Source organism: Paenibacillus sp. FSL M8-0228 (assembly GCF_038007385.1).
GTDB lineage: Bacteria > Bacillota > Bacilli > Paenibacillales > Paenibacillaceae > Paenibacillus > Paenibacillus polymyxa_D.
In genome coordinates, this window is sequence record NZ_JBBOXA010000002.1 from 1 (window position 1) to 25302 (window position 25302).

Annotated in this window: 32 protein-coding genes; 6 read left to right on the top strand and 26 right to left on the bottom strand. The window is 42.1% G+C overall.

All coding sequences use genetic code 11. The features are described 5' to 3' along the window. Window positions 1-221: 221 nt before the first annotated feature. The 6 genes from MKY98_RS26620 to MKY98_RS26645 all read right to left on the bottom strand — a co-directional run bounded on the left by MKY98_RS26620 (window position 222) and on the right by MKY98_RS26645 (window position 4299). Complete coding sequence (locus MKY98_RS26620) at window positions 222-713, bottom strand: hypothetical protein (protein ID WP_069011639.1); 492 nt, start codon at window positions 711-713, stop codon at window positions 222-224. A gap of 71 nt (window positions 714-784) precedes the next feature. Next, window positions 785-1288 (bottom strand): hypothetical protein, encoded by a 504-nt coding sequence (locus MKY98_RS26625; protein ID WP_069011640.1) that lies wholly within the window; start codon window positions 1286-1288, stop codon window positions 785-787. Between the two features lie 184 nt (window positions 1289-1472). Further along, window positions 1473-1643 (bottom strand): aspartyl-phosphate phosphatase Spo0E family protein, encoded by a 171-nt coding sequence (locus MKY98_RS26630; RefSeq protein WP_081317587.1) that lies wholly within the window; start codon window positions 1641-1643, stop codon window positions 1473-1475. A gap of 46 nt (window positions 1644-1689) precedes the next feature. Further along, a complete protein-coding gene (locus MKY98_RS26635) occupies window positions 1690-2166 on the bottom strand; it encodes a hypothetical protein (RefSeq protein WP_141695501.1) in 477 nt (158 codons plus the stop codon). Window positions 2167-2318: 152 nt separating this feature from the next. Continuing rightward, complete coding sequence (locus tag MKY98_RS26640; RefSeq protein ID WP_069011642.1) at window positions 2319-2534, bottom strand: hypothetical protein; 216 nt, start codon at window positions 2532-2534, stop codon at window positions 2319-2321. An 883-nt stretch (window positions 2535-3417) separates the two neighbouring features. Then, complete coding sequence (locus MKY98_RS26645) at window positions 3418-4299, bottom strand: copper amine oxidase N-terminal domain-containing protein (RefSeq protein WP_208332852.1); 882 nt, start codon at window positions 4297-4299, stop codon at window positions 3418-3420. A 230-nt stretch (window positions 4300-4529) separates the two neighbouring features. Here MKY98_RS26645 and MKY98_RS26650 point away from each other — a divergent pair, with 230 nt between their 5' ends. The 3 genes from MKY98_RS26650 (at window position 4530) to MKY98_RS26660 (ending at window position 6006) form a co-directional block, all read left to right on the top strand. Then, a complete protein-coding gene (locus MKY98_RS26650) occupies window positions 4530-5210 on the top strand; it encodes a hypothetical protein (RefSeq protein WP_069012676.1) in 681 nt (226 codons plus the stop codon). Window positions 5211-5277: 67 nt separating this feature from the next. Next, the gene (locus tag MKY98_RS26655; RefSeq protein WP_014280163.1) at window positions 5278-5445 is read left to right on the top strand and encodes a hypothetical protein; all 168 of its coding nucleotides are present in this window, start codon (window positions 5278-5280) and stop codon (window positions 5443-5445) included. Between the two features lie 249 nt (window positions 5446-5694). Next, window positions 5695-6006, top strand: coding sequence for a hypothetical protein (locus MKY98_RS26660; RefSeq protein WP_069012677.1), 312 nt, complete (start codon window positions 5695-5697; stop codon window positions 6004-6006). 14 nt (window positions 6007-6020) lie between these two features. On the opposite strand, the gene MKY98_RS26665 is transcribed toward MKY98_RS26660, so the two are convergent. The 16 genes from MKY98_RS26665 to MKY98_RS26740 all read right to left on the bottom strand — a co-directional run bounded on the left by MKY98_RS26665 (window position 6021) and on the right by MKY98_RS26740 (window position 17227). After that, on the bottom strand, window positions 6021-6188 hold the full coding sequence (locus MKY98_RS26665; protein WP_014280161.1) for a hypothetical protein: 168 nt from the start codon (window positions 6186-6188) through the stop codon (window positions 6021-6023). 21 nt (window positions 6189-6209) lie between these two features. Then, complete coding sequence (locus MKY98_RS26670; protein WP_069012678.1) at window positions 6210-6584, bottom strand: hypothetical protein; 375 nt, start codon at window positions 6582-6584, stop codon at window positions 6210-6212. Between the two features lie 558 nt (window positions 6585-7142). Further along, the gene (locus tag MKY98_RS26675; protein ID WP_069012679.1) at window positions 7143-7505 is read right to left on the bottom strand and encodes a hypothetical protein; all 363 of its coding nucleotides are present in this window, start codon (window positions 7503-7505) and stop codon (window positions 7143-7145) included. Further along, a complete protein-coding gene (locus MKY98_RS26680) occupies window positions 7502-7849 on the bottom strand; it encodes a hypothetical protein (RefSeq protein ID WP_069012680.1) in 348 nt (115 codons plus the stop codon). Before MKY98_RS26680 ends, MKY98_RS26675 begins: the two co-directional genes overlap by 4 nt. Before the next feature lie 69 nt (window positions 7850-7918). Beyond that, on the bottom strand, window positions 7919-8806 hold the full coding sequence (locus MKY98_RS26685) for an ArdC family protein (RefSeq protein WP_069012681.1): 888 nt from the start codon (window positions 8804-8806) through the stop codon (window positions 7919-7921). Between the two features lie 93 nt (window positions 8807-8899). Further along, window positions 8900-9175 (bottom strand): hypothetical protein, encoded by a 276-nt coding sequence (locus MKY98_RS26690; RefSeq protein WP_069012682.1) that lies wholly within the window; start codon window positions 9173-9175, stop codon window positions 8900-8902. A 12-nt stretch (window positions 9176-9187) separates the two neighbouring features. Next, entirely contained in the window at window positions 9188-9466 is a 279-nt protein-coding gene (locus tag MKY98_RS26695) for a hypothetical protein (RefSeq protein ID WP_069012683.1), read from the bottom strand. A 719-nt stretch (window positions 9467-10185) separates the two neighbouring features. After that, the gene (locus tag MKY98_RS26700; protein WP_069010081.1) at window positions 10186-10470 is read right to left on the bottom strand and encodes a hypothetical protein; all 285 of its coding nucleotides are present in this window, start codon (window positions 10468-10470) and stop codon (window positions 10186-10188) included. 75 nt (window positions 10471-10545) lie between these two features. Next, a complete protein-coding gene (locus MKY98_RS26705) occupies window positions 10546-11388 on the bottom strand; it encodes a DUF4878 domain-containing protein (RefSeq protein ID WP_208332850.1) in 843 nt (280 codons plus the stop codon). A gap of 768 nt (window positions 11389-12156) precedes the next feature. Next, the gene (locus MKY98_RS26710; RefSeq protein ID WP_256026084.1) at window positions 12157-12540 is read right to left on the bottom strand and encodes a hypothetical protein; all 384 of its coding nucleotides are present in this window, start codon (window positions 12538-12540) and stop codon (window positions 12157-12159) included. Between the two features lie 699 nt (window positions 12541-13239). After that, window positions 13240-13464, bottom strand: a complete 225-nt coding sequence (locus MKY98_RS26715) for a hypothetical protein (protein WP_069011608.1) — start codon at window positions 13462-13464, stop codon at window positions 13240-13242. Window positions 13465-13657: 193 nt separating this feature from the next. Continuing rightward, window positions 13658-13834, bottom strand: a complete 177-nt coding sequence (locus MKY98_RS26720; RefSeq protein WP_176715726.1) for a hypothetical protein — start codon at window positions 13832-13834, stop codon at window positions 13658-13660. 115 nt (window positions 13835-13949) lie between these two features. Further along, the gene (locus tag MKY98_RS26725) at window positions 13950-14555 is read right to left on the bottom strand and encodes a recombinase family protein (protein ID WP_245231707.1); all 606 of its coding nucleotides are present in this window, start codon (window positions 14553-14555) and stop codon (window positions 13950-13952) included. Between the two features lie 509 nt (window positions 14556-15064). After that, window positions 15065-15190 carry a hypothetical protein gene (locus MKY98_RS26730; RefSeq protein WP_256026085.1) on the bottom strand — a complete coding sequence of 42 codons (126 nt, stop codon included), beginning with the start codon at window positions 15188-15190 and terminating at the stop codon, window positions 15065-15067. Window positions 15191-15518: 328 nt separating this feature from the next. Beyond that, the gene (locus tag MKY98_RS26735; RefSeq protein ID WP_069011610.1) at window positions 15519-15779 is read right to left on the bottom strand and encodes a colicin E3/pyocin S6 family cytotoxin; all 261 of its coding nucleotides are present in this window, start codon (window positions 15777-15779) and stop codon (window positions 15519-15521) included. 548 nt (window positions 15780-16327) lie between these two features. Then, entirely contained in the window at window positions 16328-17227 is a 900-nt protein-coding gene (locus tag MKY98_RS26740; protein WP_069011611.1) for a sigma-70 family RNA polymerase sigma factor, read from the bottom strand. Between the two features lie 810 nt (window positions 17228-18037). Between MKY98_RS26740 and MKY98_RS26745 the strand changes: the two genes are divergently transcribed. From MKY98_RS26745 to MKY98_RS26755, 3 genes are all read left to right on the top strand, one after another. Continuing rightward, window positions 18038-18241, top strand: a complete 204-nt coding sequence (locus MKY98_RS26745; protein WP_069011612.1) for a hypothetical protein — start codon at window positions 18038-18040, stop codon at window positions 18239-18241. A 617-nt stretch (window positions 18242-18858) separates the two neighbouring features. Continuing rightward, a complete protein-coding gene (locus MKY98_RS26750) occupies window positions 18859-19815 on the top strand; it encodes a hypothetical protein (protein ID WP_069011613.1) in 957 nt (318 codons plus the stop codon). Window positions 19816-19832: 17 nt separating this feature from the next. Beyond that, a complete protein-coding gene (locus tag MKY98_RS26755) occupies window positions 19833-20441 on the top strand; it encodes a hypothetical protein (RefSeq protein WP_069011614.1) in 609 nt (202 codons plus the stop codon). Between the two features lie 241 nt (window positions 20442-20682). Here the strand turns inward: MKY98_RS26755 and MKY98_RS26760 are convergent, their stop codons facing one another. The 4 genes from MKY98_RS26760 to MKY98_RS26775 all read right to left on the bottom strand — a co-directional run bounded on the left by MKY98_RS26760 (window position 20683) and on the right by MKY98_RS26775 (window position 24557). Beyond that, window positions 20683-22275 (bottom strand): bacteriocin class II family protein, encoded by a 1593-nt coding sequence (locus tag MKY98_RS26760; protein WP_069011615.1) that lies wholly within the window; start codon window positions 22273-22275, stop codon window positions 20683-20685. Continuing rightward, entirely contained in the window at window positions 22265-23104 is an 840-nt protein-coding gene (locus MKY98_RS26765; protein ID WP_069011616.1) for a hypothetical protein, read from the bottom strand. The genes MKY98_RS26760 and MKY98_RS26765 overlap by 11 nt, the downstream gene beginning before the upstream one ends. Before the next feature lie 11 nt (window positions 23105-23115). Further along, window positions 23116-23409 carry a YkgJ family cysteine cluster protein gene (locus MKY98_RS26770; protein ID WP_069011617.1) on the bottom strand — a complete coding sequence of 98 codons (294 nt, stop codon included), beginning with the start codon at window positions 23407-23409 and terminating at the stop codon, window positions 23116-23118. Window positions 23410-23573: 164 nt separating this feature from the next. Beyond that, a complete protein-coding gene (locus tag MKY98_RS26775; RefSeq protein WP_081317585.1) occupies window positions 23574-24557 on the bottom strand; it encodes a helix-turn-helix transcriptional regulator in 984 nt (327 codons plus the stop codon). Between the last annotated feature and the right edge of the window lie 745 nt (window positions 24558-25302).

Genomic DNA, 25302 nt, shown 5'->3' on the forward strand with positions numbered 1-25302 from the left:
TCTTTTTCATGCAAAAAAAGAGCGGGCTATCTTTTCGATAACCTGCTCTTGTTCCTGATTTAGAACCTGCGTCTTATCTTAATGACATTGCCTATATAGGAGGGCTTTTTTTATAGTTTTAGTAGGTCAGTTGGAATTATTACGTGCATGGGTTATAAGTTTTAAAAATTTATTGAATTAAATATTGAAGTCTTATTCTGATATGCTAAATAAACGATACTTTACCTCCGCACGGAATCCGACTGTATCAGCATCGGTGTTTCATTTGCTTTGTCTATCTGCTGTCGCATCCGGTTCAAATAATCTTCCGTGATTTTGGCCGGATAAAATCCGGCACGTTCACGAAGTATATTTTCTATTGTCCACGCCTTTCGCGTCCAGTAGTGATAATTCTGGCCGCCCTGCTCTTGAGCTTGTTCAAAGCCAGAGGATAGAGCAGCTCCCTTGTTGACGATCCGCAAGCTGTTGTACACCTGCTTACGTTGGCTACGAACCAGTGTAAGCAGCTCTGTTAGGTAATAGCTGTCCAGCTCCATCAATTCAGGTGTGCTGCGCTCAGCTCCGGCCAATGTAGCACCTACCGTCATAGATACCGGTTTGCGTTGCCCATCCTCCTGCACATCTTCCCTGAACAATTCCATATCGCAAAAAGTGCAATAGTACATATTGGCTCTCCGCTCCACCGCCGAACCACAATAACCGCATGTCTTCATGCTCATACCTCCCTGATCAGTAAAGAGCGCTCCCTTATTAAAGACAGGGAACATCCAACCAAGGATACTCTCTACCTCTTGGTCAGACGCGAACGCGTATGTTTACGTATAAATGCTCGAATTAGGCGCATTTCCTTACGGGCAGTTTCCTTTTGTTCCTCTACTTCCTGTGAACTGCCTACAGCTTCACCGTTCTTTAAATCATAGTTCGCATGGCCGACTTCATCAAATGTACCTAATAAATAAATAGCTTCCTGTATAGCGTCTGAGAGCGTGAGCGCCCGCTTCTTATCGATTTCCCAACTTCTCAAGTGATCTTGAAGCTGGCTGGAGCGCTTGGCATCTGCCGCCCATGTTTCCTTTTCCCAAGCGTAAGCAAAAATAGATTCCTCCGGCTCGCCCAAGCGGCTTAACAGCTCTATACGAAGCAGCTGGCTTCGCTGCATCGTCTTTTCAAATTCCTTGATTCCTCTCACGTTCGGGCCTGGTATCCATGAAGATTCTTTAGCCACAATAAAGCTATATTCAGCTACTAACTCTTGATTTGAAAGGTCTTTTATTCTCTTTACCCTCATTGCTCTAGCTCCCTTCTCGGTGAGTGCCAAACTAGCGCAAGCGTCCCAGAATCAGAACAGTACGCCGCTGGCTTTCTCTGCTATATGTTCGCGTTTCATGCCTGGCATGCCGCGCTCCCCTGTTGCTGTGGTATAATAACGGGGCGAGTCCCCAAAAAGCTCGCCCCGAAAGTCGTCTGTACTGCTATACAGACGGCTTTCTTTCTGGTTTCTGCCGCTGAAAAACATTTAACGTTTGGTCCAACTGCACGCTCTTTCTGATGACGCTCGGGTGTTGAAACCCATAGCGCCCGACCAGATCATGCAGTTCTTGGCGCTCTCGCTCCATCTTTTGTATTAGCTCCGCATTATTCATACGACGACCACCTTTCTAAAGGGATTCAAGGCCGCTCGGGTGGCCTCTACTTTGTCAGACCAAGCTGGTTATACATCTCGGTTTCTGCATCCTCATGCTGCTCGTAATAGCTGCTCTGCCGATCAAACTCCACATACTCACCATGTGACCAGCTCATAATAGATTCCTGCCCCATGTAATATCCATAGTCTTCATGCTCCAGCACCTGGAAAGTGGAAAGCTCTATAATCTCCGGATTGGTTTCATCTCCTGTTTCAAAATGACCAAACTCTACGTTCTCAAAGAAGCTTTCTATCGTCGTTTCGGTGTCCGCGTCTAACGGGCCGATATCCGGATTGTTGTAAGTTTTACTGTATTTATCCACCCAATCCATTAATTTCATGGAATTGAGTTCGTGTTCCGATTCCTGATAAGCCAGATCATTCACCTGTTTTAGCAGCTCGTCCAAAAAATGAATACTTCGGATGGTGTTTCCCCGACGCTTCATGTACTTAATCCAGCCGATCACTAGGGTTCTATTCATTTGATTCAATCCATATTCACTCGCTTTCTTTTGCAATAGTTTCGTAATCGTACACCCGCATGAATTACTTCCACTTTCGGATATTTATGGTGAAAATCCGGTCGAATGGCGGATCTTCATACTTGTTCCTTCTATTAATTGAACTGTCTGGATTATCCGTTAAAAAACTCATCATAGCAGGCCGGGCATGCATTTCTCATGTCTACCTCCTTCCCTACTTCGGTAAGCTGAAACGCTGCTATACTTGCTTCATCCTCACTTGTAAACTCCAGAAAATCCGTATCGTAACCACACACACAACAAACACCCTGCGGCAACATCCAGCGTCCTTTCTCCATTTCATAAAAGCTGAAATTTGCATCTTGCATAGTCCTTCATCCTTTCAAATGTTTTTGTCAAAGTCCGGTGGAAGCACATAGGCGGCGTAACCTCCAGCCCTTTTGACTTCCGCATGGGATCGGGTCCCGGAAGGGCGAATTTTCGTCTTTTGACGCAGAGCTTGGGAACAGGGGCTTGGGTAGATCGTCAAGGGTTCCAGACACAAAGTTTTTTCTTCCGCTTCTTCTTTTCCAATTTGTAAGAAAAAACTTTGTGTCCCCTTGATGATCTGCCCTGGCGACTTAGCTTCCGGTAGGTGGAGGGGCGCAGCCGGAGGCTCGACCTACCGGAAGCTTAGTCGCCCTGCCCCTGTTACCATGCGGATGTCAAAAGCGAAAATGCGTGTTCAATAAAAAAGAACCGGCAGTATGCCGGTTCTCTCCTTCTTCCTTGGATCTACTTTCAAAACGGTTTTAATCGATAAGCACGATCATGGAGCGCAGCGGAATCATGGTGCTGCTCTGTGCAAAAAACACGATGATGAGCGAAATGGAGTGGTGAAGCGAATGCGGAAGCGGCGAAATGTAGCGTTCATGGTGTTTTTTGCCCTCCTTGATCACTCTTTCAAGGCCCTTCGCTCCGTGGGTTGCGTTAAGCGAGCGCCAGGAACGTAGAGCGCCTTGACCGGGCGCTTTCTCCCGGCGTAGGCGCTCTAGTTATCGGGGTGAGTAGCGGCCCAGCGGTGCGTACTGGCTCTTAGGTGGCCGCTCTTGCCGCCTTAGAGCCAGTAGCATGAGCCTGTTTCCCCCCTGCTCTTGTCCTGCTGTTCTTCAGCCTATCGACTTCCTGAAGCTCGGATCAGAAAACTTAAAAGGAAAACATAAATAAAAGACGTCCCTTATTGCTCGGGACGTCCAAAATGAAGTGAAAAATCTATTTAATTTGATCTTTCCTTACTTCCCCGGATATAGGTAGAATAATATCCGCTAATACCGAAGCACTATCAGGTAAAGCTTGCGTTACTGGCTTTTTGGCCCCCACTTTTCCATATGTGACACTATTATCCACACGTTCTTTTAAGAAAAAATATTGCGTTTTGTCTACCGGTGGTCGTTTCCCTTTTTCTTTCGCATACTTCCCTGAATCTACTTCTATACCTTCCCAAACTAGATGTTTAACATCATCCTTAATTTCATAATAAGTGAGTAAGTTGCCTACAACAGAATAGTATCTTAAAGCCTCCCCTTCAGGGAAAATATACTGATAATAAACACCCTCCTCGGTATTATGAAGCGTATTTTCATCATTCGAAGGAAGGTTTACAGCGATTTTACGTGCCGCCACCAAATCCGTACCTTGATATAGCTTCTTATATTTTTCTACTTGGTCAGCACTTCGAATAATGACAGTGTTCTTCTCCGCTTTCCAGTCTACGTCGGCCTTAAAGGCTTCGCTGATAAAACGCAAAGGCACAACAACGCGATTCTTGTTCAATTGAGCAGGCACATCCAAAGTAAGAGTTTTTTCTCCATAAGAAGCTTCTTTTTGACCGATCGTAAGCACAAGTTTCTCTTTCACCCCAGGAGCATTGACAGTCACCGTCTTCTTGTCCGCGTTCCAGACTAAATTAAGCTTTAGCGGCTTCAATGAAGCCAAAGAAACCATAGTCCTTCCTGCGACAGAAACAGGTGGAGCATCTGAATTAACGACCTCGCTATTGATCACCAATTGAATCGACGGTGCAGCAGAAAGCGGAATAGCAAATGTTAAGAGCAAACCTAAAGTAAGCATAGATGAAAGAAAAATTTTTTTCATACCTAACTAACCTCCAATAATTTGTAATTACACTAAATTATAAACGTTTCAGACAAGAAAAAGTTTTGTTTTTCCAAAAAAACATATTGCGTAACGTTACGCTATATAATATAATAAAAACACGGTAAGCGTTTGTTGCAGAATGATTAATGAGTGCCGGGAAGCACCCCATTCTGTTCCCCTTCCAAACTCCTTAACCAATATAAAAAAATTTTAGGAGGAATACTATCATGGGAACACCATCTTATGAATACGCTAAATTTGCTAAAATTCACCCTACTACAGGAAGATACACCAATCAAGGTTTTCAGGCCCGCGTAAGCTTACCTTCGTCCAAATCACTCCCACAAGGGGGATCATACATTAATACCTATTGTGGTATGGCAGGATTTGAGTGTGGCGTTTCGGTTAAATATGCTTCTGAGTTTAAGGATTCCAGAACTGGAACCTACCAATGGCACTGGTTCGTAAATGGTCCTGAAATAAAGAACGGTCCAATGTGCGAATACCGAGATGGCGATTCGGTCCATATTAAGCTGGTTCGACTGGATGATAAACACGTACAATTTATTGTGAACGGCGCTGTGAAATTCACTTCTGCGAATGCTTATGGTGAGAGCACCTACGCAACGGATGACACTTGCGCTCGTTATATCATTGGGACTGAAATAACTCGTTATCCAACTCTTCCCTCCAGTCTTCCAAAATGGAATCTGTCCTTCTCCAGACTTCAACTTTCCGAGATGATGTTTAAAAACGCAGCAGGTGCTTGGGTTAACGTAAATTCAGGAAATGCGACAGCAAGATTGACTCATACTCCAGTGCAATTAACCCCTCCTTCACCAGTAGATTTCAACGGGGTTAGTAATGAATTGGCAAATGGACGATACGCTGTTTCCATGAGTGTATAGCTGAAATAGCTTAAAAAAATAGTGATTGGTCACCCAACAATCACTATTTTTGAAAGCAGGTGCTTATATGGAAAATCTGGATCTGTGGGTAAACCTAATTAGCAATGTAGGATTTCCAATAGTCATTGCTATTCTTCTATTAAGAAATTTAATGAGCAGCATCCAAGAGCGCCTGGATGAATTAAACAAGACCATGAACGAGCTATTAGAAACAATAAAAAAACAGAATAAATAAAAGAAAAGAAATGAAAATAACTCCATATTTATTTATGGAGTTATTTTCATAATGATTCATTTCAAAATTTGAAACCTTTGGAAAAAATGATACGTTTAATAGAGTATCAAAAAGTATTGAACGAAAACATATGTTCGTATATAATATAGTAAGACACAAAAAATGCAAAAATCCCTATGCTATATTGCGTTATTACACGTAGCGTAATATAATCAAATAAAAGGAAATACGAGGGGGAAATAACTAACAATGGACTTCGTTTCTCTCAATGAAAGCTTTTCTCCGCTACAAGAATTGCCATCTTCTCCTTTATTGCTACATGTGCATGAAATCCTTAACACCGAGGATGCCGACACCAAGATTGCTATGAATATTGTTGACAAACCGAATTTTTTTAGTTTACTTCTAGTAACAACCAATGCCAAAGAAAATTATTGGAATGCTCACCTTTTTTATATGGATCAGGTAGAGAGAAATAATAAGCAGTATCGTTATCATACCTTCTCCATCACCGAGAGCCTACACCTACATAGCTGCCTGTCTGAACTGTTCAAAGGATAATAAAAAAGCAGGACTCAATTAGAGTCCTGCTTTGCCCCTTTTACTCTTTGGTATTCCTCTTCAATAATTCTAGTTAATAGCTCTGTAGCGGTAATTCCCAGTTTTTTAGCTGTCTCTGCTAATTCCTTTTTGATATATGCAGGAACATCATAGTGGAATTTAACTTTATTTCCATAAGCCATTGGTTAGCCCTCCTATTTAATTCAGTCATTATTCATCACTTCCTGATACTTCTGATCAATGAGGCGAATTAACAATTGAGTAGCTGAGGTATCCTGTAGATCAGCACACTCAATGAGCTTTTCTTTCACTTCCGGAGCAAACTCATAGGGCAGTTTTAGTTTTGGCTCAGACATCCTCCCCCCCATATTTTTTTCAACTTGAATCGCTTTTTTAATCATTAGTTCGAGAGAATCCTTTTCTGCATCATTAAACTCGGTATATTTTAAAAGAACTCTGGATAGGTAGGATTTTAAAGCCTTCTGATTATCCTGATTTAAGGCAATAGTTAGGGTATCATCTTGTATGTCCAACTCACAATCAAAGTTGTTTCCAAACAAATTGATATTATATTTCACGATTACACTCCTTTATCAAACATTAAATTTTTGTTACTTATAATATACTTTGTTTCGTTATGTTACGCAATATTTTTCAATAAAAATATATAACAAGAAATGGCATTTTCAGATTAACCTACCATCCTTTTTTCCTATAGCATCTATATTAAGCGTCAAATCTGCGCGAGATCTGACCGGATAATCTGTGGCCGTGAGTCTTACATTACTCTTTTTCTAAACGATGAAGGATATCACCATAAAAGATGGAAGCCATTGGCTAAACAAGTAATCAATCTGTTGACCTTTTTTGGCCGTTTCATAGATCGCCTGCATGACGAATCAGCTCCTTTGGAATGGTTTTTAATGTGGGGGGGTTCAGGGGGGAAATTCCCCCCTGACCGCTCGCCGTCCAAAACTACCGCTAGTAGTAGTAATCTAGCGCGAACGGCTCCATGCTCACCAGCCGCCGCTCTATTTCGTCGGGGTACGTCTTCAATAAATAGCGGGTAAGGAGTGCGCCAGGGTCTGGCGCGCTCCTCCTTCCGAATAAGCGGGATATAATATTCCTCATTACAGCTACACATACCGCCGCTCTACAATAGAGAGCGTGTCTGTCTCAAAATCACAAATACGGTCATGGCCGCTCTCGGTCAAATGCTCCAGCATTTCATTTATACGATTAGTGACAAAATGATAGATTGACTCCCCGAATTGCCAAATGCAGTAATACACCGGGACATGTGGATTAACACGCAACAGCATCGCTTCCACATTGCATACACCTTTTTCGCGGAGCTGCTGCGCCGTGACTTCATATTCATTCGATTTTTGAAACTGTACGCATATCGGCTGACCGTCGATAATAAACCGTGCTTGATAATAGATTCCATGAGCTACCTTAAAAGCGGCAATAACCTTCTGCTTATGGGCTTTCATCATGTTACATCCTCCTGATTAGCGGGAATAAAAAAGCTATTAGGCTGGTACGTATCGCCCTGGTACTGAATATCCGTGAAGCGGCTGCGCCAGGCTTCAGGCAAAAGCAACCAGCGGGAGATAAGCTGAAGGGCAAGCGGCCCCGAACCGTAGTAAAACCATGCAAAACCTGTGAATTGAAATTGCTCATGTCGGGTGCGGATGGTCAAGCGGTACCAGCGCTGGACGCTGTACGTTCCACGGACACTTACAATGTCCGCTGGTCGCAAGCGGCCCCGCTCCAGCAAGCGCCGTACCGTTCTTATAGCTTGATCGGTGGTTGCTCGTTTGTAATATCTATAGATCATGGGTTTTCCCTTCTTTCTTGGTGTGTGCTGCGGCCTGTGGGCCGCAGCCGCGTTTGTGCCGGTTGGCGGTTATGCTCTCGCTTGCGCTATGGCTTCCCTATGTGCCGGAGCTGCTACCCCGGATTCCTCGTCAAATGTTACGCCCAAAATGTGATCAGCCGCCTTTTGAGCGAGTCCCGCAGCCTGAATAATCCACATCGGTTCCTGCTTTAATTTTCGATTCCAGCTGTCTATATAAGACGCGCTGTTCTCAATCGTGCTATTGTCAATGCCACTGGTAGCGCACAACATGGCCGCGCCCATTTCGGCAATAAGTTCTTCCTTCGTATAGTTGTGATCGCCAAATTCCCCGAATTGCTCAATGCCTGGACGATTTAGCCGCTTCTTGTTTCCTGTGCTATGCACCATCTCATGGAAGAGAACGCTATAATATTCCTCTGCCTTCGGGTAATCCTGTAACGGCGGTACGCTGATTATATCCGTACTCGGTCTGTAGAAAGCTCGTCCTGATGCAAAATTCGTAGGCGGTGCACCGACATAACCATTTATGATCGCTTCAGCAGCGGCAATGGGGTCATGCTGAAACGCTAATGCCTTTCGCTTGCTTTGCAGTCCTTCGCATTGTGTTTGAATATTGAACACCGGAGATTTACGCAAATACGGTATTTTTTTGGGTTCGTCTTCTGTGCTGTCTTTGTCCTTCAGCTCCAGCCACTTCCAAAACACCACAATTTGCGCCTTCTCTCCCCGCTTGACCCTGCCGCCCGCTTCTTTTACCTGTTTGAATGTGGCGTATTCGCCAGAATCCAGCAACATCGTATTAATGCCGCGATAGGGCTTTTGTGTTTTCCAGTTGACCGCGCCGCCGACAACCCAAGGCTTTCGCCACGGGGCAACACCTGCCGCCAGCATATCCAAAATGCGTTTAGTTACAAGCTCGTATACATCATTTTTCATAGTTGCCCTCCCATTTTTTCACGTGTTATGATAGGAGGTGGGAACGGATAGCATCCGTTCCTACCAACCTTTCAGCGAGGTTTGTATCCGGCTTCAATCGTTACCGCGATTGGGGCCTTTTCCATTTTTGTTTTGATCTACAAATGTTTTTAAGTCTTGAAATGCTGCTAACTCTGCTCGGCAATCAATAAGGAGTTCGTCCAAATTTTCTTCTTGGTCACCCGCTGCATGCTGCATTTCTAAACTGCATATATTTGATTCACAGCGCTGAATCCGCGCAAGGACCAACGATTCTAAAAAAGACCAATAATCTTCGGTTTCGACCTCACGCACATACTTAAAAACCTTTGTAAAATCTTCTTCCCTCATAGCTACTCCCCCTTAATATTCTTCTGGCAGTAACAGCGTGGTCACGCTGCGATCTGCTTCTGTAATAATCCAAAACCGGACCCCGCTCGCCGCTCTATAGGCCGATAGCAGCCGCCCGCCATCTTTTAGAGCCTGCTCGTTACTTTCCTTGTCCACTTCCGATATCTCGCCCCAATTCCCCGAAATATGCCAGCGTAGAGCTAACAAAATTTCATGCTCTGCAACAGCTTGCAGGCATCTTGGCGTTCCTACAACTCTCCCTAAACGGAATTTTCTAACCATGTTTAGCATGATGTTCTTCTTTCCTTTCTGTTTTTGATTTTGGGTTGTCAAAAGAGTATTTTTTGGACGTTGCCTGCCGCATGGCCTGAATCCCCCAAAGGGGAATTTTTTTCCCTTTTGACGTGAGCTTGGGAACCAGGACAATGGCAGGCGGTCAAGGGATAAGCACACAAAAGATTTTCCTTCCGCTCTTGCCTTTTCCATTCGGAAGGAAAATCTTTTGTTGCCCCTTGACCGCCTGACCGCCTACTTAGTGTCCGGCAGGGTGAGGGGCGCAGCCGGAGGCTCGGCCTGCCGGACGCTTAGTAGGCTTTGGCCGGGTTACCATGCGGAAGGCAAAAGGGAAAAAAATGCTTTCAATAAAAAAGAACCGGCGGCTGCCGGTTCTCTCCTTCTTCCTTGATCTACTTTCAAAGCCCTACGCTCCGTGGGTGCGTTAAGCGAGCGCCAGGAATGTAGAGCGCCTTGGCCGGGCGCTTTCTCCCGGCGTAGGCGCTCTAGTTATCGGCGTGAGTAGCACCCAGCGGTGCGTACTGGCTCTTAGGCGAACGCTCTTGCCGCCTTAGAGCCAGTAGCATGAGCCAGCTTCCCCACTCTTGTCCTGCTCGCTCCCTTACTTGCCGATCAGCGAGCCTATTTGCTACAGATACCCCGGCTGGTTAAAACCAGCCTTTAGGTTTCAACCGACTCATAAAAAAAAAGACGCTCCCGGTTTCCCAGAAACGTCTTTAATAATCTTCAACCCACAATGATACGTAGATAAATAATACGTAAGCTAAAAGGAAGAACCCAATCACACTAAAAAGGATAATCCAGATAAAACGTTTTTTAAATGGAGATAGGATTTTCCCCCATCGTCTTAGGATTTTCTGACGGGTAGGCAACAGCTCATATTCCAATTTCTTTAAGACATGTTCCGCTTTTTCCTCATCTTTATTTAAAAGTTCACTCCAAATTTGTTCATAGTGCTCTCGAATTGCTTCTTTAGTAGAACTATCTTTTAGCAAAACCATTTGCAACCTCCCTAGAAAACAAAGTAGCAAGAAGACCTGAAGAACAAAGCTTCAGATCTCCTTGCAACCTAAATCTTAATTCTCGTAAACATGTCCTCTTACCTTCACGGAATTACCAATTTCCTCATTTGTAACTTTTAAGACTACGCCGGAAAGTGAGCGGCCTGTGTATACATATTCATAGAAAGCATCTCCATTCCAATAATTGAAACCTGTATGGAATGCCTGCCCGTAAGGTTCATCACTCCAAAGACCTTGTCTTACAACACTATAACGCACAGAACATTTTGATGTGCTTCCAGGAATCTGCTGCCACCCTGTAACACCTACTCTGTCCTGGGTCATATTAAACTGATCACTGTATGTGTGATCCCCCGCATTAACCCACTCTTTACCACCAACACCATACTTTGCGATTTCAGTAGACATAGGTTTGACCAACGAAGTGCTATTCTCTTCCTGAGATTGCAATAATTTTTCAACCTTTTTACTTTTTGTCTCTTGTTGTCCATCTATCAGGACTTTCCAGCTGTCGTCCTTTTTAATAATTGGATATGTGACTGTATTGATTGAACCGTCATCTTTCCTGGTTAGTTCAACAGTGGCCTTATAAGTATCATCAGAGGCAGAAGCTACATCTGTAATACTAACATCGGAGAATGGGCTATCTTTTGATGATTCGTTGTATACTTTAACTTGTTCCTCTTTGTTGTTGAATCTGGTATCTATCACCCATTTTGAAGCTTCCAAACCATCTCCAGATTTTCCTGCTTCAACAAAGTTTTTTATAGCCTGCTTAGCTAATTCCTGATTCGAAACGCCTTCTGCGCCCGTAAGACCAGGAAAAACTGACATTGCAAGCAAAGGAACCAATAACATTGTCTTTTTTATTTTACCATTAAAACTTAAGAATTTCATTCATCTTCCATCCTCTCTTTTTTTTACATAATCACCTTACGCTTTTTTGGAATAAATGTACATTACAACCATGTGAAAATTTTGTTACCCTGAGAGCAATAAATTTTTTCATCAACTCTCAATTTTTTAACGTTCTTTCTTCACTTAAAGCAGGATAATACTTTATCCGAATACACACCACCATCCCATAAATTAATAGTTAATGTAAAATGTTTCATTGTAAATTATACCATGTCATTTCCTATATTTGATAGTTTGATATTTTTTTTGAGATGAAATGAATCTTTTATCCTAAATACTTAACATATTCAAGTTTGTTACACTGAAAAGTAGGGCAAAACCGTCTAAATTCAACTAAAGCCAAAAATAGTACAATAGATAGAATATTTGCTATAAATAAGGAAATAAATTACAATTAAAATGACTACCTTTCTTTTTTTATTAGTAGCAATAATTCGAAGTATAAGGAATTGAAGGAGGAATTTACATGGACTTTTTGATGTTCGTACCACAGTTTCTAATCCAGGTGTTTACTATAGTCGTCGCTTTAGTCATATACGATAGATTTTTCAAAAGAAGATGATCCATGTGAAGCTGAATCACTTGGCTACGGCAGAATACCTGGGCACGACAAAAAGAGCGATTTGCATCGCTCTGTAACACATTCATTTATGTATTCAGTTGATTTTCCTGTCCGTAGCTTCCTGAATAAAGGGGATCTGGACGGACTCTTTGAGTCTGGACAAATCCCCCTATCTTGAATAAGCTTCAGACATTTAGTGAGCTAATATCTACGCCCAAATATTCTGCAAGCCGCATTTCTGTATCTGCTTTGACTTTGCTCCAGAGAAGTCTTAGTTCGTGTGTGTACCCCCGGCAAAGATACTTGGCCGTAATACGATCCTCCAGTTGATGTTGCTCCAGAACTTTGATTCCACGCCTTCTCATTTCCTGGCGTACTCGATATTGTTCCTTTGATACACGATCCTGTATTGTCCTCAAGTGCAGTTCAAACAGCGGGCCAAGCTTAAAATTTGATTCCTTTATCTTCTTGATATTCAGCTCCAGTATCGTCAACAAAAAGGGCAGCTCCACGTACTCGATCACAAGCCGTAAATCCTCCGCACTATCTTTCTGCATTTTCCACTTCACCGCACCCCATATTCCCAGCTCTTATCCCTTCACTTTTGTTTAAAATTATTCCCTTTATAGAGCAATAAAGAACATGGCTCTTTTATGAAGTTAAGTATGACTGCGGCCAATGACCTGGAATCTATCCGTTGTTCTCAACTATAAGACATGGTATAATTTTGTGGAACTGAATTTCCTTTTTAGATAAAAAGGGGATTTTTCAATACTCACGTCGAATAAATGTAGATTTTTTTCACAAAAAAAACCGTAACCTAATGGCTACGGCTGAGACCTTCGGAATGTTTTAACGAAGCAATGTATATACAAGTAATCCGGTTTAAACCGATCTATTTGTATGTACTTGTGATACAAGAACAACACAATAGGACCGTAAAGGGATTGCCAAACTTTCCAGGTGTGGGCAGTCCTTTTACTATTTTATAAGCATCATAAATGTTAGCAACGATAAGATCGAATTAATGGCCGCAAAAACGACCAGTAGAATGCTGGTTACAATAGACACGCTCTTCATGCTGTTTCACCCCCCGGATTATGATCCGGAAGACTTTCACTGCACCGTTTTGAACATCCTATAAGTCTCGTGACTAAGTATATCATGTTCCATGTTTTAGGTATATCGGTCCATTCTACTACATTAGCATATTATGGAAAAACAGAAACGCTTGTTCCGCGCGCCAAATAGCATTGAGTAAGTTTTCCTTATCTTCCATTGCCTACGCCTCTTTCCGAACAATCGTCAATTTCAATCCCATACTCTTCTGCAATCTTCTTAATGATGGATATGGCTCGTTCTTGTTCCTCTAAAGGTAAGTTTATAGTAACCTCCTGAATTAACTGGATCGCAACTGGAAAGGCATGAGCCTTATCCAATTCAAATTTCTGTCGATAGTAATATTCATCCAGCAATACCAACGCCTCTTTCATTTTTGAATTTTCTCATATACCAGATTGTTGATCCTTTTCTAGAGATAACCCTACTTGATCAACAAGTTGCTGAATGGTCAGTTTCAATTTTTTTAAGTATTTTTATTTTTGTACCATCTATTTTCATAGTTTACCATCCAATTTGAAGGTCGCACCTGCTAGGCTATTTGCCATGTTTCCATTGACATTCCAGTCAATCTTTATGTCCCCTTTTAAAACTTGATTGTATTAGCAGAAATCCGGCTGTACCTCCTAAAAGACCAGTAATTAGCGAATTTGTATCTGTAGAAGAACTTGTTGAAGCTATCACACCACCCGTTAAAGCCAAGAATACACCGACTGCTCCTACTGCAATCCATCTTTTTTTCATTGATATATTCTCCTATTCATTTAGTATCATGAGGACGAATAAAGGCCAATTTCACATTTTGTCTAATCCTGTTATCTGGCAAAGTTACTGTTTTCAATTTTACATCCCTCTGTTATTAATTGATAGACGACTTTTCATATTCATTTACATATCTATAAAAGCTCGTTTTGCCTAATCTTAATTCACGTATGGCATCGGCTGCGGTAATCTCCCCGGATTTCCACTTATCATATATTCGGATAAATTCCGGCCCGATCTGTCTCTTGGGCCGTCCAAACTTCACCCCTTCCTTTTTAGCAACAGCGATCCCTTCTGCTTGCCGGACACGATTCTTTTTCCGCTCCTGCTCGGCCCCCCATGCCAGCATACTAAGGAACTGGTCTTCCAGCAGCTTGCCCATATCGCCCAGGGCTTTGAAACGGCGACTATCGAATAAACTCTCATTCTCCAGGCACACAATGTCAGCCTTCAGCTCACGGGTAATATATTTCCACTCGCGCAAAATGCCATCATAATCACGGCCAAGCCGATCAAGTGCGTCCAGGTATAACAGATCCCCTTCCCGAAGTATAAGCCGCATAGCGTTGTACCTTTCCCGGTTGAAGTCCTTTCCGCTTTGCTTGTCTACAAAAATGAACCGTTCTTCGATGCCAAGCCCCCGAAATTTTAGGAGCTGCCGTTCTGGATTTTGGTCTTTGGCCGACACACGGCCATATGCCATATCTACCAATTGACGCTTCCCCCTTTCAGTTCCATAAAAGTGTACCATTAATATTGGAACGTTCCAATAGTGATTTAATCATATTTTGGGACGTTAAATGGACTGATTTAGAACCGTTCCTAAAAGCATGCTTTTAGGAACGGTCAATATATCGCTTTCAGGCTATAAAACCCTGACCATGATGAGGGTAGAGGTGATTTAATATAAAGACCAAAAGTAACGACTTCGGCACACGAAATTATACAGTTTGCAAATTCCAATAACATGAGGGTTCGAAAAAAAAGAAGGCCACCTAATACGGCGACCTCCAAAAGTGCTATCAAGAAGTAACAGAAGGAATTCTCCATTTTCTAATGAATGACCCTACTTCTCTGATTCATCGCATCTCATCCTTGATATCTCAGTCTTTCCGTTTTCTCTTCTTTGGATGCGGCTCTCCTTCAGGAGTAAGTACACCGATGTGCTCATAGTGTGAATTGTATTTTTCAATCTCTCCATGCGCGCCATCCTTATGGTGTAGAATTTCTTCTTTCTATCAGTGAAAATCCTTCTTTTCCCCATCTTCGGCGGGTAGGAATCTTGTCTTTGAGAAATGGATACTGCTCTGCGGGGATTTTACTCCAATCAATGCTCATTAATGAAATCTCCTTTTTGAACGCAAAAAAGCGCCGGAGAGATCTTCCGGGCTTAATTCGTCCGTTCTGATGTTTTTTGGATGCAAAAAAAGCCCAAAGGCTACTCGCAGCTAGCGGTACCTCCAGGCATTTGTGACCTCAATCTTTAAAGCGATTGTTGAACCATTAATTTCGCATTTGATGCACCTCCCTTAAACTTGCCTTAATAGGTTGTTCATTCAGAATTTTTTCATTTCTACACACGAAAATTGCATATATTGCAAAAAGAGGCCCAGGCAGGCTGCCTTGGCAGACAACTTTGGACCTCGCTAACCCTACCTCGACTTACTTAGACGGAGATCCTTCTTCCAGGGACTACCCCTTTGATAGGGTGCTTGTCCCCTTCGGGCGTCAGGACTCCGATGTGATTCCCTCTTCGATTGTAAACTTCAATTTCCCCATGCAAACCGTCCTTGTGGTAGAGGTTCCCCGTTTTCCGATCCCGGTAAATCCGTTCCTTTTTCCATTTATGGCTAGTTCGCTCCTTATCCATTAAAAAAGGATATTGGCTTGCCGGCATTTCAGCCCAGTTAACATTCGATTTTTCCATAATTCTCGTAACTCCTTTGTTAAACGAAAAAAAGCGCCGGGGAATCCCCCAGCGCTTTCATCGTTTCTGTTATTTTTGGACACAAAAAAGCTCAAAGAGGCCACTAGAAGTGGCCTCTTTGAGCTTGCTGGATATGGTCTCTATCTTGAAAGTTATTAGAGACAAATAATTTTAGCTTCCTGTTGCTCCTTTCGTTTATGTAGTTAGCTCAGCTTCACTTTTACAAGTAAAAATGCAATAGAACAAAAAAAGACCCAAGCAGCTGCTGAATAAGCAGTCACTTGGGCCCTATTGGTAAGAATTTTGGATAGAAACAAAAAAACTCCCACTCTCGCCAATGGGCGAAAGGGGAGCTCATTTTAATATATTCAGTTTTCAGGCGTCTTCAGTCAAAATGGTCTTTGCCCCTGAGACCAATATGGGCCACGAGATAAATTCATTCAGACCACGGCTCGTCAGAGCCTAATTATTTAAAGAGTATTACTAATATAATAAATATATATATACATACATAAATCTCACACGCTTGACTCAAAAATATAGACGTTTTACTCAGCTTCCAAATTTATTTTCAAGATTTTTTTCCAAATGTTATTCTTAGCCCTCTTCAAAGTGACGCTCACCGTAGGCTGCTTAATGCTTAATCGCTCAGCTATATCTAGTTGTTTGAACCGATTTGGCCCATAGGCCAGTGCGTAGACTTCTCTCTGCTTCTTCAAGTTCAAGAGATAATGCAACTCTAGATCAACAATCCGCTCATGCGTATCTTCAATAACTTTACGAGGGATCCCTGTTAGCTCCGTATTGCCTATTCGCTGAATATTGCTTATCAAACTCAATCGGGCTGCCTCTACATCTTCATCCTGCCGTGGTAAGTTGCTGAATTCATTATACTCTCTTATGACTTCAGATCGAGATCTCTTCTTTTCTTTGTTGTTTGAATTGACATTTACTTTACGATTGTAATATACATTCATTCGATCTCGGACCTTCATCTTCATGAACTGCAATAACTTCCCGCGATCCGCAGAGAATTTTGGAGCAAACTCATTGATGATGTCATAAACCAACTGTATCTTGAAATCACCTTGTTCTGCAGTAGAAAGATCATTATATCGATAATTACCAACTGCAGCATTCAAGATTGGAGTAAAGTGTTCTGTAACAGCCATATAGTCAACTTGGCTTCCTTTATTGGCTTTTAGCCGAATTAACATCTCCAATATTCCACTATCCTCATACTGAGAGCTTGTGTAGTAATTCTTTACTTCAGGTATATTTTCGACCGGTGAATCCAGAAAGCTGATCTTCGATATTTCCAATCCAAATAACTTTCCATATTTATCATGTATGATACTTAAAGCATGTTTTTCACTTATCGCTTGTACCACTTCATTCACACGTCTACCCGTCATGTGTTTTCCTGTAATTTGATAGTTATTTATCAAGAATTCACCTTCCTACGCTAATTCTCAGGATCATGAGGTTCACTCGGAATCGCATGCTCCAGTAAAGCTTGAAGTATGGCCTTTTGGCCACTTTCCCCCATTCCACGGAGGTAGGTGAATTGATACACAGTGAGTTCCTACACCAAGCCCACGGCGAGTAAGAATATTACCCAATCGTATGTAAGATGGTTTTTCATGATAGTTCTATAAAACCAATAATACAAAATGTATAATGCTTCAACGGTTAGTTCCCCATTCCTGAACATTTTTTTCATATGATAAACATGCACGAAAGTAGCTCCTGCAGGCAAGCAGGAGCTACTTTTTTTTGCCTTGGCGCTTCCCTGGTCCATAATGTTTCAATATTTAGCTGTAAACAATTTAGTTTACGAAAATAAATGTGTCTAAATTACGACAATCGAGCGCTATAGCATGACATTTCTCGAAAATCGGTCTTTTCCTTATATCTTACAGTTTGAAATTTAATTCTGAAGAGAGAAATGTGGACTTTCAGTTTGAAAATCAAAACCCTGTTTACTTGATATCTTTTTTTATTCCATGTGTGAAGAGCATGTCACAAAAAGACGAGCACATCTATATTTCAGCTATATAGAGAGTAAAACAAGGTTAGACCGCAAACAGGTTATAAAACGTGTGCTCTTTACCCTATGATCTTGTATCTTTGCACATTGTTGTAGTGATAAATCGGATGAAAGGACGGTAACAGCAAAAAAGGGATCAAACTGAAAGTCTTATTTCTTAATGTTGGACAGACATTAAATCTATTTGAATTTGAAAGGAGTTTTGAACATGCAACACATTATTATTAACGATCTCATTCATTCAGCCTTAATTTGGGCAACACACGTAGACTGGAGAGAGGTGACAGATAACCTCTTTGACGGGCTGGATAAATCCCTTACCATTTTTAAACTGGTTCTTCTCGCAAAGGCTCATCCTGGTGCTCAAAAGCAAAAGCGGGTAAGAAAGCGCAAAGGGATGCACAAAAGATAATTGTGGTCGTTCAGAGAATGGCTCCTGCAGATGCAGGAGCTGTTTTTCTAACTGCACCTTGGCTACGCCTCTGATCACGGACCAGCGCCGCGAAAATCTAGTAATCTTCTGAATCATCCTGGCGCCTTGTCCGGCTCACATGAGCAATCGATTTCATGCGATTATCTTATCCTGGTTACTACTACAAATACAAAAGCTTATACCCTAATATACTTAACATTTTTTGACATAACATATGTATTTAATTTTCAAATAATACATTTTATTGAATAACGATTCATTGTGTGATGGGGAGGGGGATATTTGCATATATTGATACCTCCAATTTGAGTAAGGAATTGCACTCAAGAAGACACTAATTTGCACTCGCAGGAGAAGATGGTATCTGTCAGTTGCCACATGTCGGCTTTGCCATTAACAGGCCTGATATCTCCCTCCTGTCCCCATAGATCTACTTTTAAGGAATCACTCTCCTTTATAAATTCAAATCAAAAGTGAGACTCATAGTTGCTTTCCCCCTATCAATTATAAACCTTTACAGTTGGATAAATAGGAAAAATGATGTATATTGTGTTGGTGTGTTTATAGCCATAAAGTATCAGATGGGAGAGTTAGTTATGTATAAAGCCTTACTATCAGCTATTATCTTGTTTTCTCTTTGTTTCAACCCAAATGTAGAAGCTGCAACCTCTAAGAATGTAAACATTAAATACTCAACTGGGGCCATCTACTATGGCCAAGTAAGAAATGGTAAGCCGAACGGTAGTGGTACAATGAAATACGATTCTTATAAGACCTACCAAGGCCAGTGGAGTAATGGGCTACGTTCTGGAAAAGGAAAGTATATATATAAAAAGGCTACTCCTATTTATAACGAAGAAGATGGGGAACTTAACCACTTTGAAAGTTCCTTAATAGTTTACCAAGGAAGCTGGAAAAACGATAAGTATAACGGAGAAGGAACATACACCGAAAAAAACACTTATAGAGACTATGTACACTCAGACTACACTCAAAAGTATGAAGAACAATTTAATGATGATTCAGCTAATGTAAAAAAAGGAACATTTAAAAATAACAAACTCATTAAAGGGTATAGTGGAGGATATAGTAGGGATCTAAATACGCTATCCTATACTGATGGGAATGTAAACATAAGTTTAGAGACAGATCAGAAATTTTATGAATTTCCAAACTTAAATAAAACTTTTAAAAATGCCTTTTCATCAGATTATCCTGAAAAACTAAGTTTTTTTTACTCAAAAAAAATATCACAATCTCTGCTGAAGCAGCTTTCACTATCAGAACAATCTTTAGAACAGGGAATTTTCACTAACGATTCTAAAATAAGTAGTGGATCAATTACTACTAAAGGTGATAATTATAATACTAATAGCATTATTGATACTTGGACAAAAGAAGACTATATAAACGGAGCAGCAATCCAAATGAAGGAATTATCCCACACAGGAATATCTAACTTATATACTAGCTACGGCAACCAGTATATGGCCTTAATCAAGCCATACAGCAGAGGATTCAGTGACCTACAAAGCATTCTATATAAATTATGAGAAGGGGATAAAAAAACATGAATTTAAAAAGAATAATTATACTTTGTTCATCTGCTATTATTGTGACAGGAATTTTTACGCAGTTTGCTAATGAAGCATCAGCTAGCATTTCTGCAATCTCATCTTCTCAAAGCAAGAAAGAACCTAGAATTTTCAACACAGTATCAGGTTTTGTAAAGAAATTCAACCAAGAGGGTAGCGATTCAGTAGGAAATTATCATATTGACAGCTATAAGGTTATCAGTGCAAATGGATTAAAGACTTTTAAAGCTAGTATGGGAGAGACAAAAGTATTAACAGGCGTGGTTAACCCTGATAATAGCCTGAAGAATGTCTCGTTTACAGACAAAGTTTATTATATGACTACAGAAGATGCTGAAGAGGCTGAGGGTGACTTAGGAGTAGATAGGATGATGTTTAACCAACAGATGGTTAATACACTAAACCCGAAAACAGTAAGCAGTTATGTTAGTACTAAAGTGTGGAACCTTCTTGGCCTGATACCTAGAATCGTTGATTCTGAAAAAGACAAAAAAAGCTTTAATAAAAAAATCAGCATCTACGGATTGACTTATAATATTAGCTTATCAAAAAATGATTTTTACACCTATAAAGTATCTAAATAATATACAAAACAAGACTGGAATATAATCCAGTCTTGTTTTCTGTTTTAATACCATGGCCCCATAATCCGCCCGTTGGTCCATATAGTTTATAGCACACTTTCCAAATGCCTATTTTAACTCCAACAACCCATAAAAAACGACACTGCACAATTACTACAACGTTTCTCATCCTTTTACAAGTAAACAAGACTATGAATAAGCTGCCCCCCCTGTTCCTATGGACAGACACACATGACTCAAACTACAGCTCGAACACCGTATCCTCATCTAGCATAAACGCATCAAACTCCTCGAAGTTCTTAAAGCGTAGCGTCCCGCCAAACATTACTGCAATACTACCTAGCTGACGGACGATTGCCTGCGAGTCGTTCGCGAGGATGCTCCTCCGCATCGCTTCGAAATGATCACGCAGTTCAATCTGCCGCTTGGTGAAGTAGACCTCGAATTGTCGCTCCAGCTCCAACCGCTCACGTTCCATTATTTTGCGTGCCTGGTCACACATTTCCTTTGCGCGACGTACTTTCTCCGCTTCAATCGGCATTGACAAAAATTGAAGCGTAGAATGATACAGCTGCGTGCCGACCATGTAGCCGACCATACTGCAAATGAGACCTCCTGCTACCCCACCGATCGCAGTGCCAACGCCTGGGAAGAGAATGGAGCCAATACCCGCGCCGATCAAAGTGCCAAGCTCCGCACCGTAAGTGGAGGCAACAATACCAGTGCCCTTCTCACCGAGCTCGGCAACAAGCCCTTTCGCATCAAGCTCACCATCGAGGTACCGCTTGACGGACTTGTAGACCTCGAAGGTCGAAGTCACTATAAGCGCCGGTGCGTTCCCCTTACTGAGCACGGCGAACACCTCTTTGCCGCTTTGCGTCGCTGCTCGCTTACCAACCTCCTTCAAACCCGCCTTCACAAGCGAAGCACTGGCGGTCGTAATGTAACTGAACGTCGCTCCCTTCACTGTATCGACAGCAACGTCGACGACTGCAGCGCCAACACTTTTCTCACCCTTGATGACAGAAGTAAGGTTTTGAACAGTAGAGAATCCACCAGCCATAATCGCTCCAGCCTTCGCCTGTTTCATCCCAGCTTTGTTTGCGAGACGCAGTGGATCCTTCATTACCACTTTCTCTGGGTTCAGACGTAGCTTGCGTGTCTTCTCACGCGTGACATTGCTATCCTTCATCCGCTCTGACACATCCTCGTAACGCTTCGCCATCAACTCCATCTTCGACGCCTCGTCAGATTTCCCCTTCCTGCGGAGTGCTTTGGCTTGCTGCCTTAGACTCTCTGCCTTAACACACGCATGCTGCTTTGCGTATGGAAATTGCTCGGTAGGTACAAGAATATCGTCGGCGTCTCTGTATTTCCTATATTCCTTGTCTCCGACTAATTTTGAGAGATTCTGCTTAGCACCAAGCTCCGAATTGCTCTCGTCACCGCGGAACTTCATTTGGGAGCGTCTCACTGTATGTCCGTCCACCTTCGTATAGTGGTCGTAGTTTGGATTGTTAACTTCACCGACATCGTCCGTACGAACTACGCGTTCTTTGTTCCCTCGAAGGATATTATCAGCGTTCGTCTGGCTCGTATAATAAATTTCTGCAGCGAAGCCGGCCTGCTGGGGAATATTTCGCTCTGGGTCGGTGATCTGTTGTAACTTAATGTGCTTCAGACCCTTTCGCCCCGCAGTCATATCACCGAAGTATCCGTCCACGAACTGGAAAGCTGCCTCTCCAAATTTTTGCACTGTCTCCTGTGTCTGCTGTGTCTGCACTACATTCGATGCGGTCTTTCGCCACCGCTCTTTCTCTTGTTTATCCACCATGACTGAATTTCTCCACTGCTTCGCGCGAAGTACGAATGATCGTTGCCAACTTCGGATTCGGCTCCCATGAGTCGTTCAACAGCTCTGTACTGACAACGGTCTTTACCGTCTTCGCGAGCTCTGCTACCATATGAACCCGTTTTCGCGTCTCAAGATCGTACTGCGAATAGTTGGTACCGTACGTGGCGATATTACACTCGAGCTGATGTAGCGCAAGCTTGAACAAGTCGCTCAGCACCTGCGTCACGCTCGTCAGCTCCCCCGCACGTTTTCCTAAGTGTCTCAACTTCATCTCAACCGTCTTCACCTTCTCGGCTTCAAGCTTCATCTTCGCCAGATTTGCTTCTGCCTCTTCAATTGCATACTGTAGTTTCACATTCTTGATGACGCTGCCAAGGAGGAACGCCCCTCCTCCTACTATACCCAAGATCGCTCCTTTTAGAGCTGCCTCGCTCTCCGTACCGACATCGCCGTCTTTGTGGTTCATTTTATACTTGAGATTGGTTTGTTTGATGTCCTTCACAATGTCGGGCGTCAGCACCTCATTCGTATCATAGTCGACCTGCTTCAGATTGCCGAAGCTGTCAACAAAGCGTGGTAACAAATGCGTATGTGCTTCCTTCTTAATGAACATCCAATTGTCCAGCTTGCTCTTCACATCTTGTTGTGTCGCGTTGTAGTTACGATTCGTCTCCTCGGCGAGGCTGCGAATTTTTCGATTAATCCAGACAAGCTCCTCTTCGTAATCACGGTTGACCGATTTAGCGGCGGCACCTACAAGGCCTCCGATTGCGACAATAGCACCGCCGATAAGGAATGGCAAAGGCATAGTGACTCCTCCTAGGGTTTTGGAATTTGTACATGCTGTGATTCTGGAAGTCCTGCCTCCTCTTGCATAGAGCGGCAAACCTTCAAGTTTTCGATATAGAACGTCGTTCGATCATAATTTTTCTTGAAAAAGGTTTCATACATTTCATCCACTCTGCATAGCTTCGGACGGTTGTCGTAAATGGAACACTGTTGATCTCGCAAGTGAATGCAAATCCCGTCGCCCCGATCATAGACGGCTAGCTCCGGCACACGGTCCAATTTGCTGCAGCATAAACCGCAACTGTTGCACGGAAAGCTATCCATAGATGACAGTAACCAGATGCGTGAGCTGCAGAAAGGATCGGTGTTCTTGCTTATTCACCACGCACAAAGACATACTGCGTTCTCCTCCTTCTATTATAAATTGCTGCTAGGCAACCTTCGTAGTGTTATCTCGGATCGAAATTATAGTTGATTTTTATTGCCAATCAACTATAATTTCGATCCATTTTCTTAATTGAGGCTGCTATGTCCTCTCTCAATTCCTGTGGAGCAAGAACTTCTACAAATTCAGCCTGACTAAGAAGCCACATTTTCACACCCTTACCAAAAACTTTAGCCTCCACCAGATAGGAACCGTCTACCTCCTCTGTAACAATTGAGTTCGGCAATCGATCAGTTACGGCTTCGACTGGCGTTCCCCAAAACTTAAATTTAACATGCATTAGTTTCCCCATTTGCATGAACTGGATTTGTTTTCGAAACTCTCCTTCCTGAAAACGGGATTGCTCACTCCTGTGAAAACGCTCCTTCTCTACTGTGTACTCTATTATACGATCCAGGCGATAAATTGCCGGAAATTCCTTATCCGATCCACTGATATTAGCAATCAAATAGAAATAATACTCGGAGAACAGTATTCCGAGCGGCTCAATACGTCTGTAAAAGGGTTCTACCAAAACAGGCCGCAAATAACAGAGAGTTACCAATCTCTGCTCAGAAATAGCATGACTCAGGTCCCCAATTATACGTCCAAGAGGCTTATTGTGTCCGACAGGTTTATACAAGAAGCTCTCATTTCGGATAGCCTTATAGACTTTCTTACGTTCCTCTTCTTCACACTGACCAATGACTTTATCCAATAATTTTTCCATCTCATCTTTTGGGAAGGCCCTGCTTTCTAATAAAATCTTAGTAAGCAGCACCGCTTCTTCCCCAGTTAATCCGGCGCCTTTTGGGCAGTTCAACAAGTGACCCTTTCCTTTTATATATTGAATGGTTACCTCTTGCCCAGGGAAACATTCCGCTAAGTAACTTCGGAGGTCTTCTAGATCACGTTGTATCGTTTTCTCACTTACTTTAAATTCTTCTGCAATGATCTGTTTATTGATACCTTTACCTCTAACCAATCGTTCGTACATAATTAGTATTCGTTTGGCTTTTAAATCACCTTTGAATTGGTTGATCTTCACAATTTCACCCTCCGACGTAGCGTAACAAAACTACATAGACACTGATTGTCCATGCTTCTGGATTTGATCTTTATAATTTTCAAATTGTGTCTCGCTAAAGGTGAAAAATAGTCGCGAAATATATTGGTTTTATCACACTTATGTATATCAATCGCCTTTCTTTCAATTCATCCCTCATATTTCCTTTTCATACAACTCAATGATTTTTGATTTTATTATAATATAGTTCCTCTCTTTGGTTAACCGCTTTGCGTTTTCTCTGATTCTTTTTTTAACCATTTCATAACGCATTTTTTTGATACTCTTTCAGCAGTTTATATAAAGTTATCTCTCTTTGTTTAACCTGTTCCAGAAGATGGACCAAACGTTAGCATCTTGGAATAGTACATCCCGTCTGTTCTGATCGTCTAATGGCGCTGGTCTTAAGTTTGTTTGAGATACTATGCTTTTAGGAACGCCGCATTTCATCAATAATTGAAACAAATTCAATACGCTAACAAAAAGTAGCTCCTGCAGGCAATGCAGGAGCTACTTTTTTCACCTTGTACACATTTTCTCGCCGTATGATCATCTCAACAGACAAAGGCGGTAGGGACATATACATATCAAAGATCAGAACTATCTGAATGTGACAATTTAGTGAACACATCCATAAAACGGGGGTAAACTTTTGACTTCTCCCTTTATTAGTATATCAGCACTTTTCGTTCACCTAAAAAGGAGAAGGAGTAGGGCAGGGGTCAGA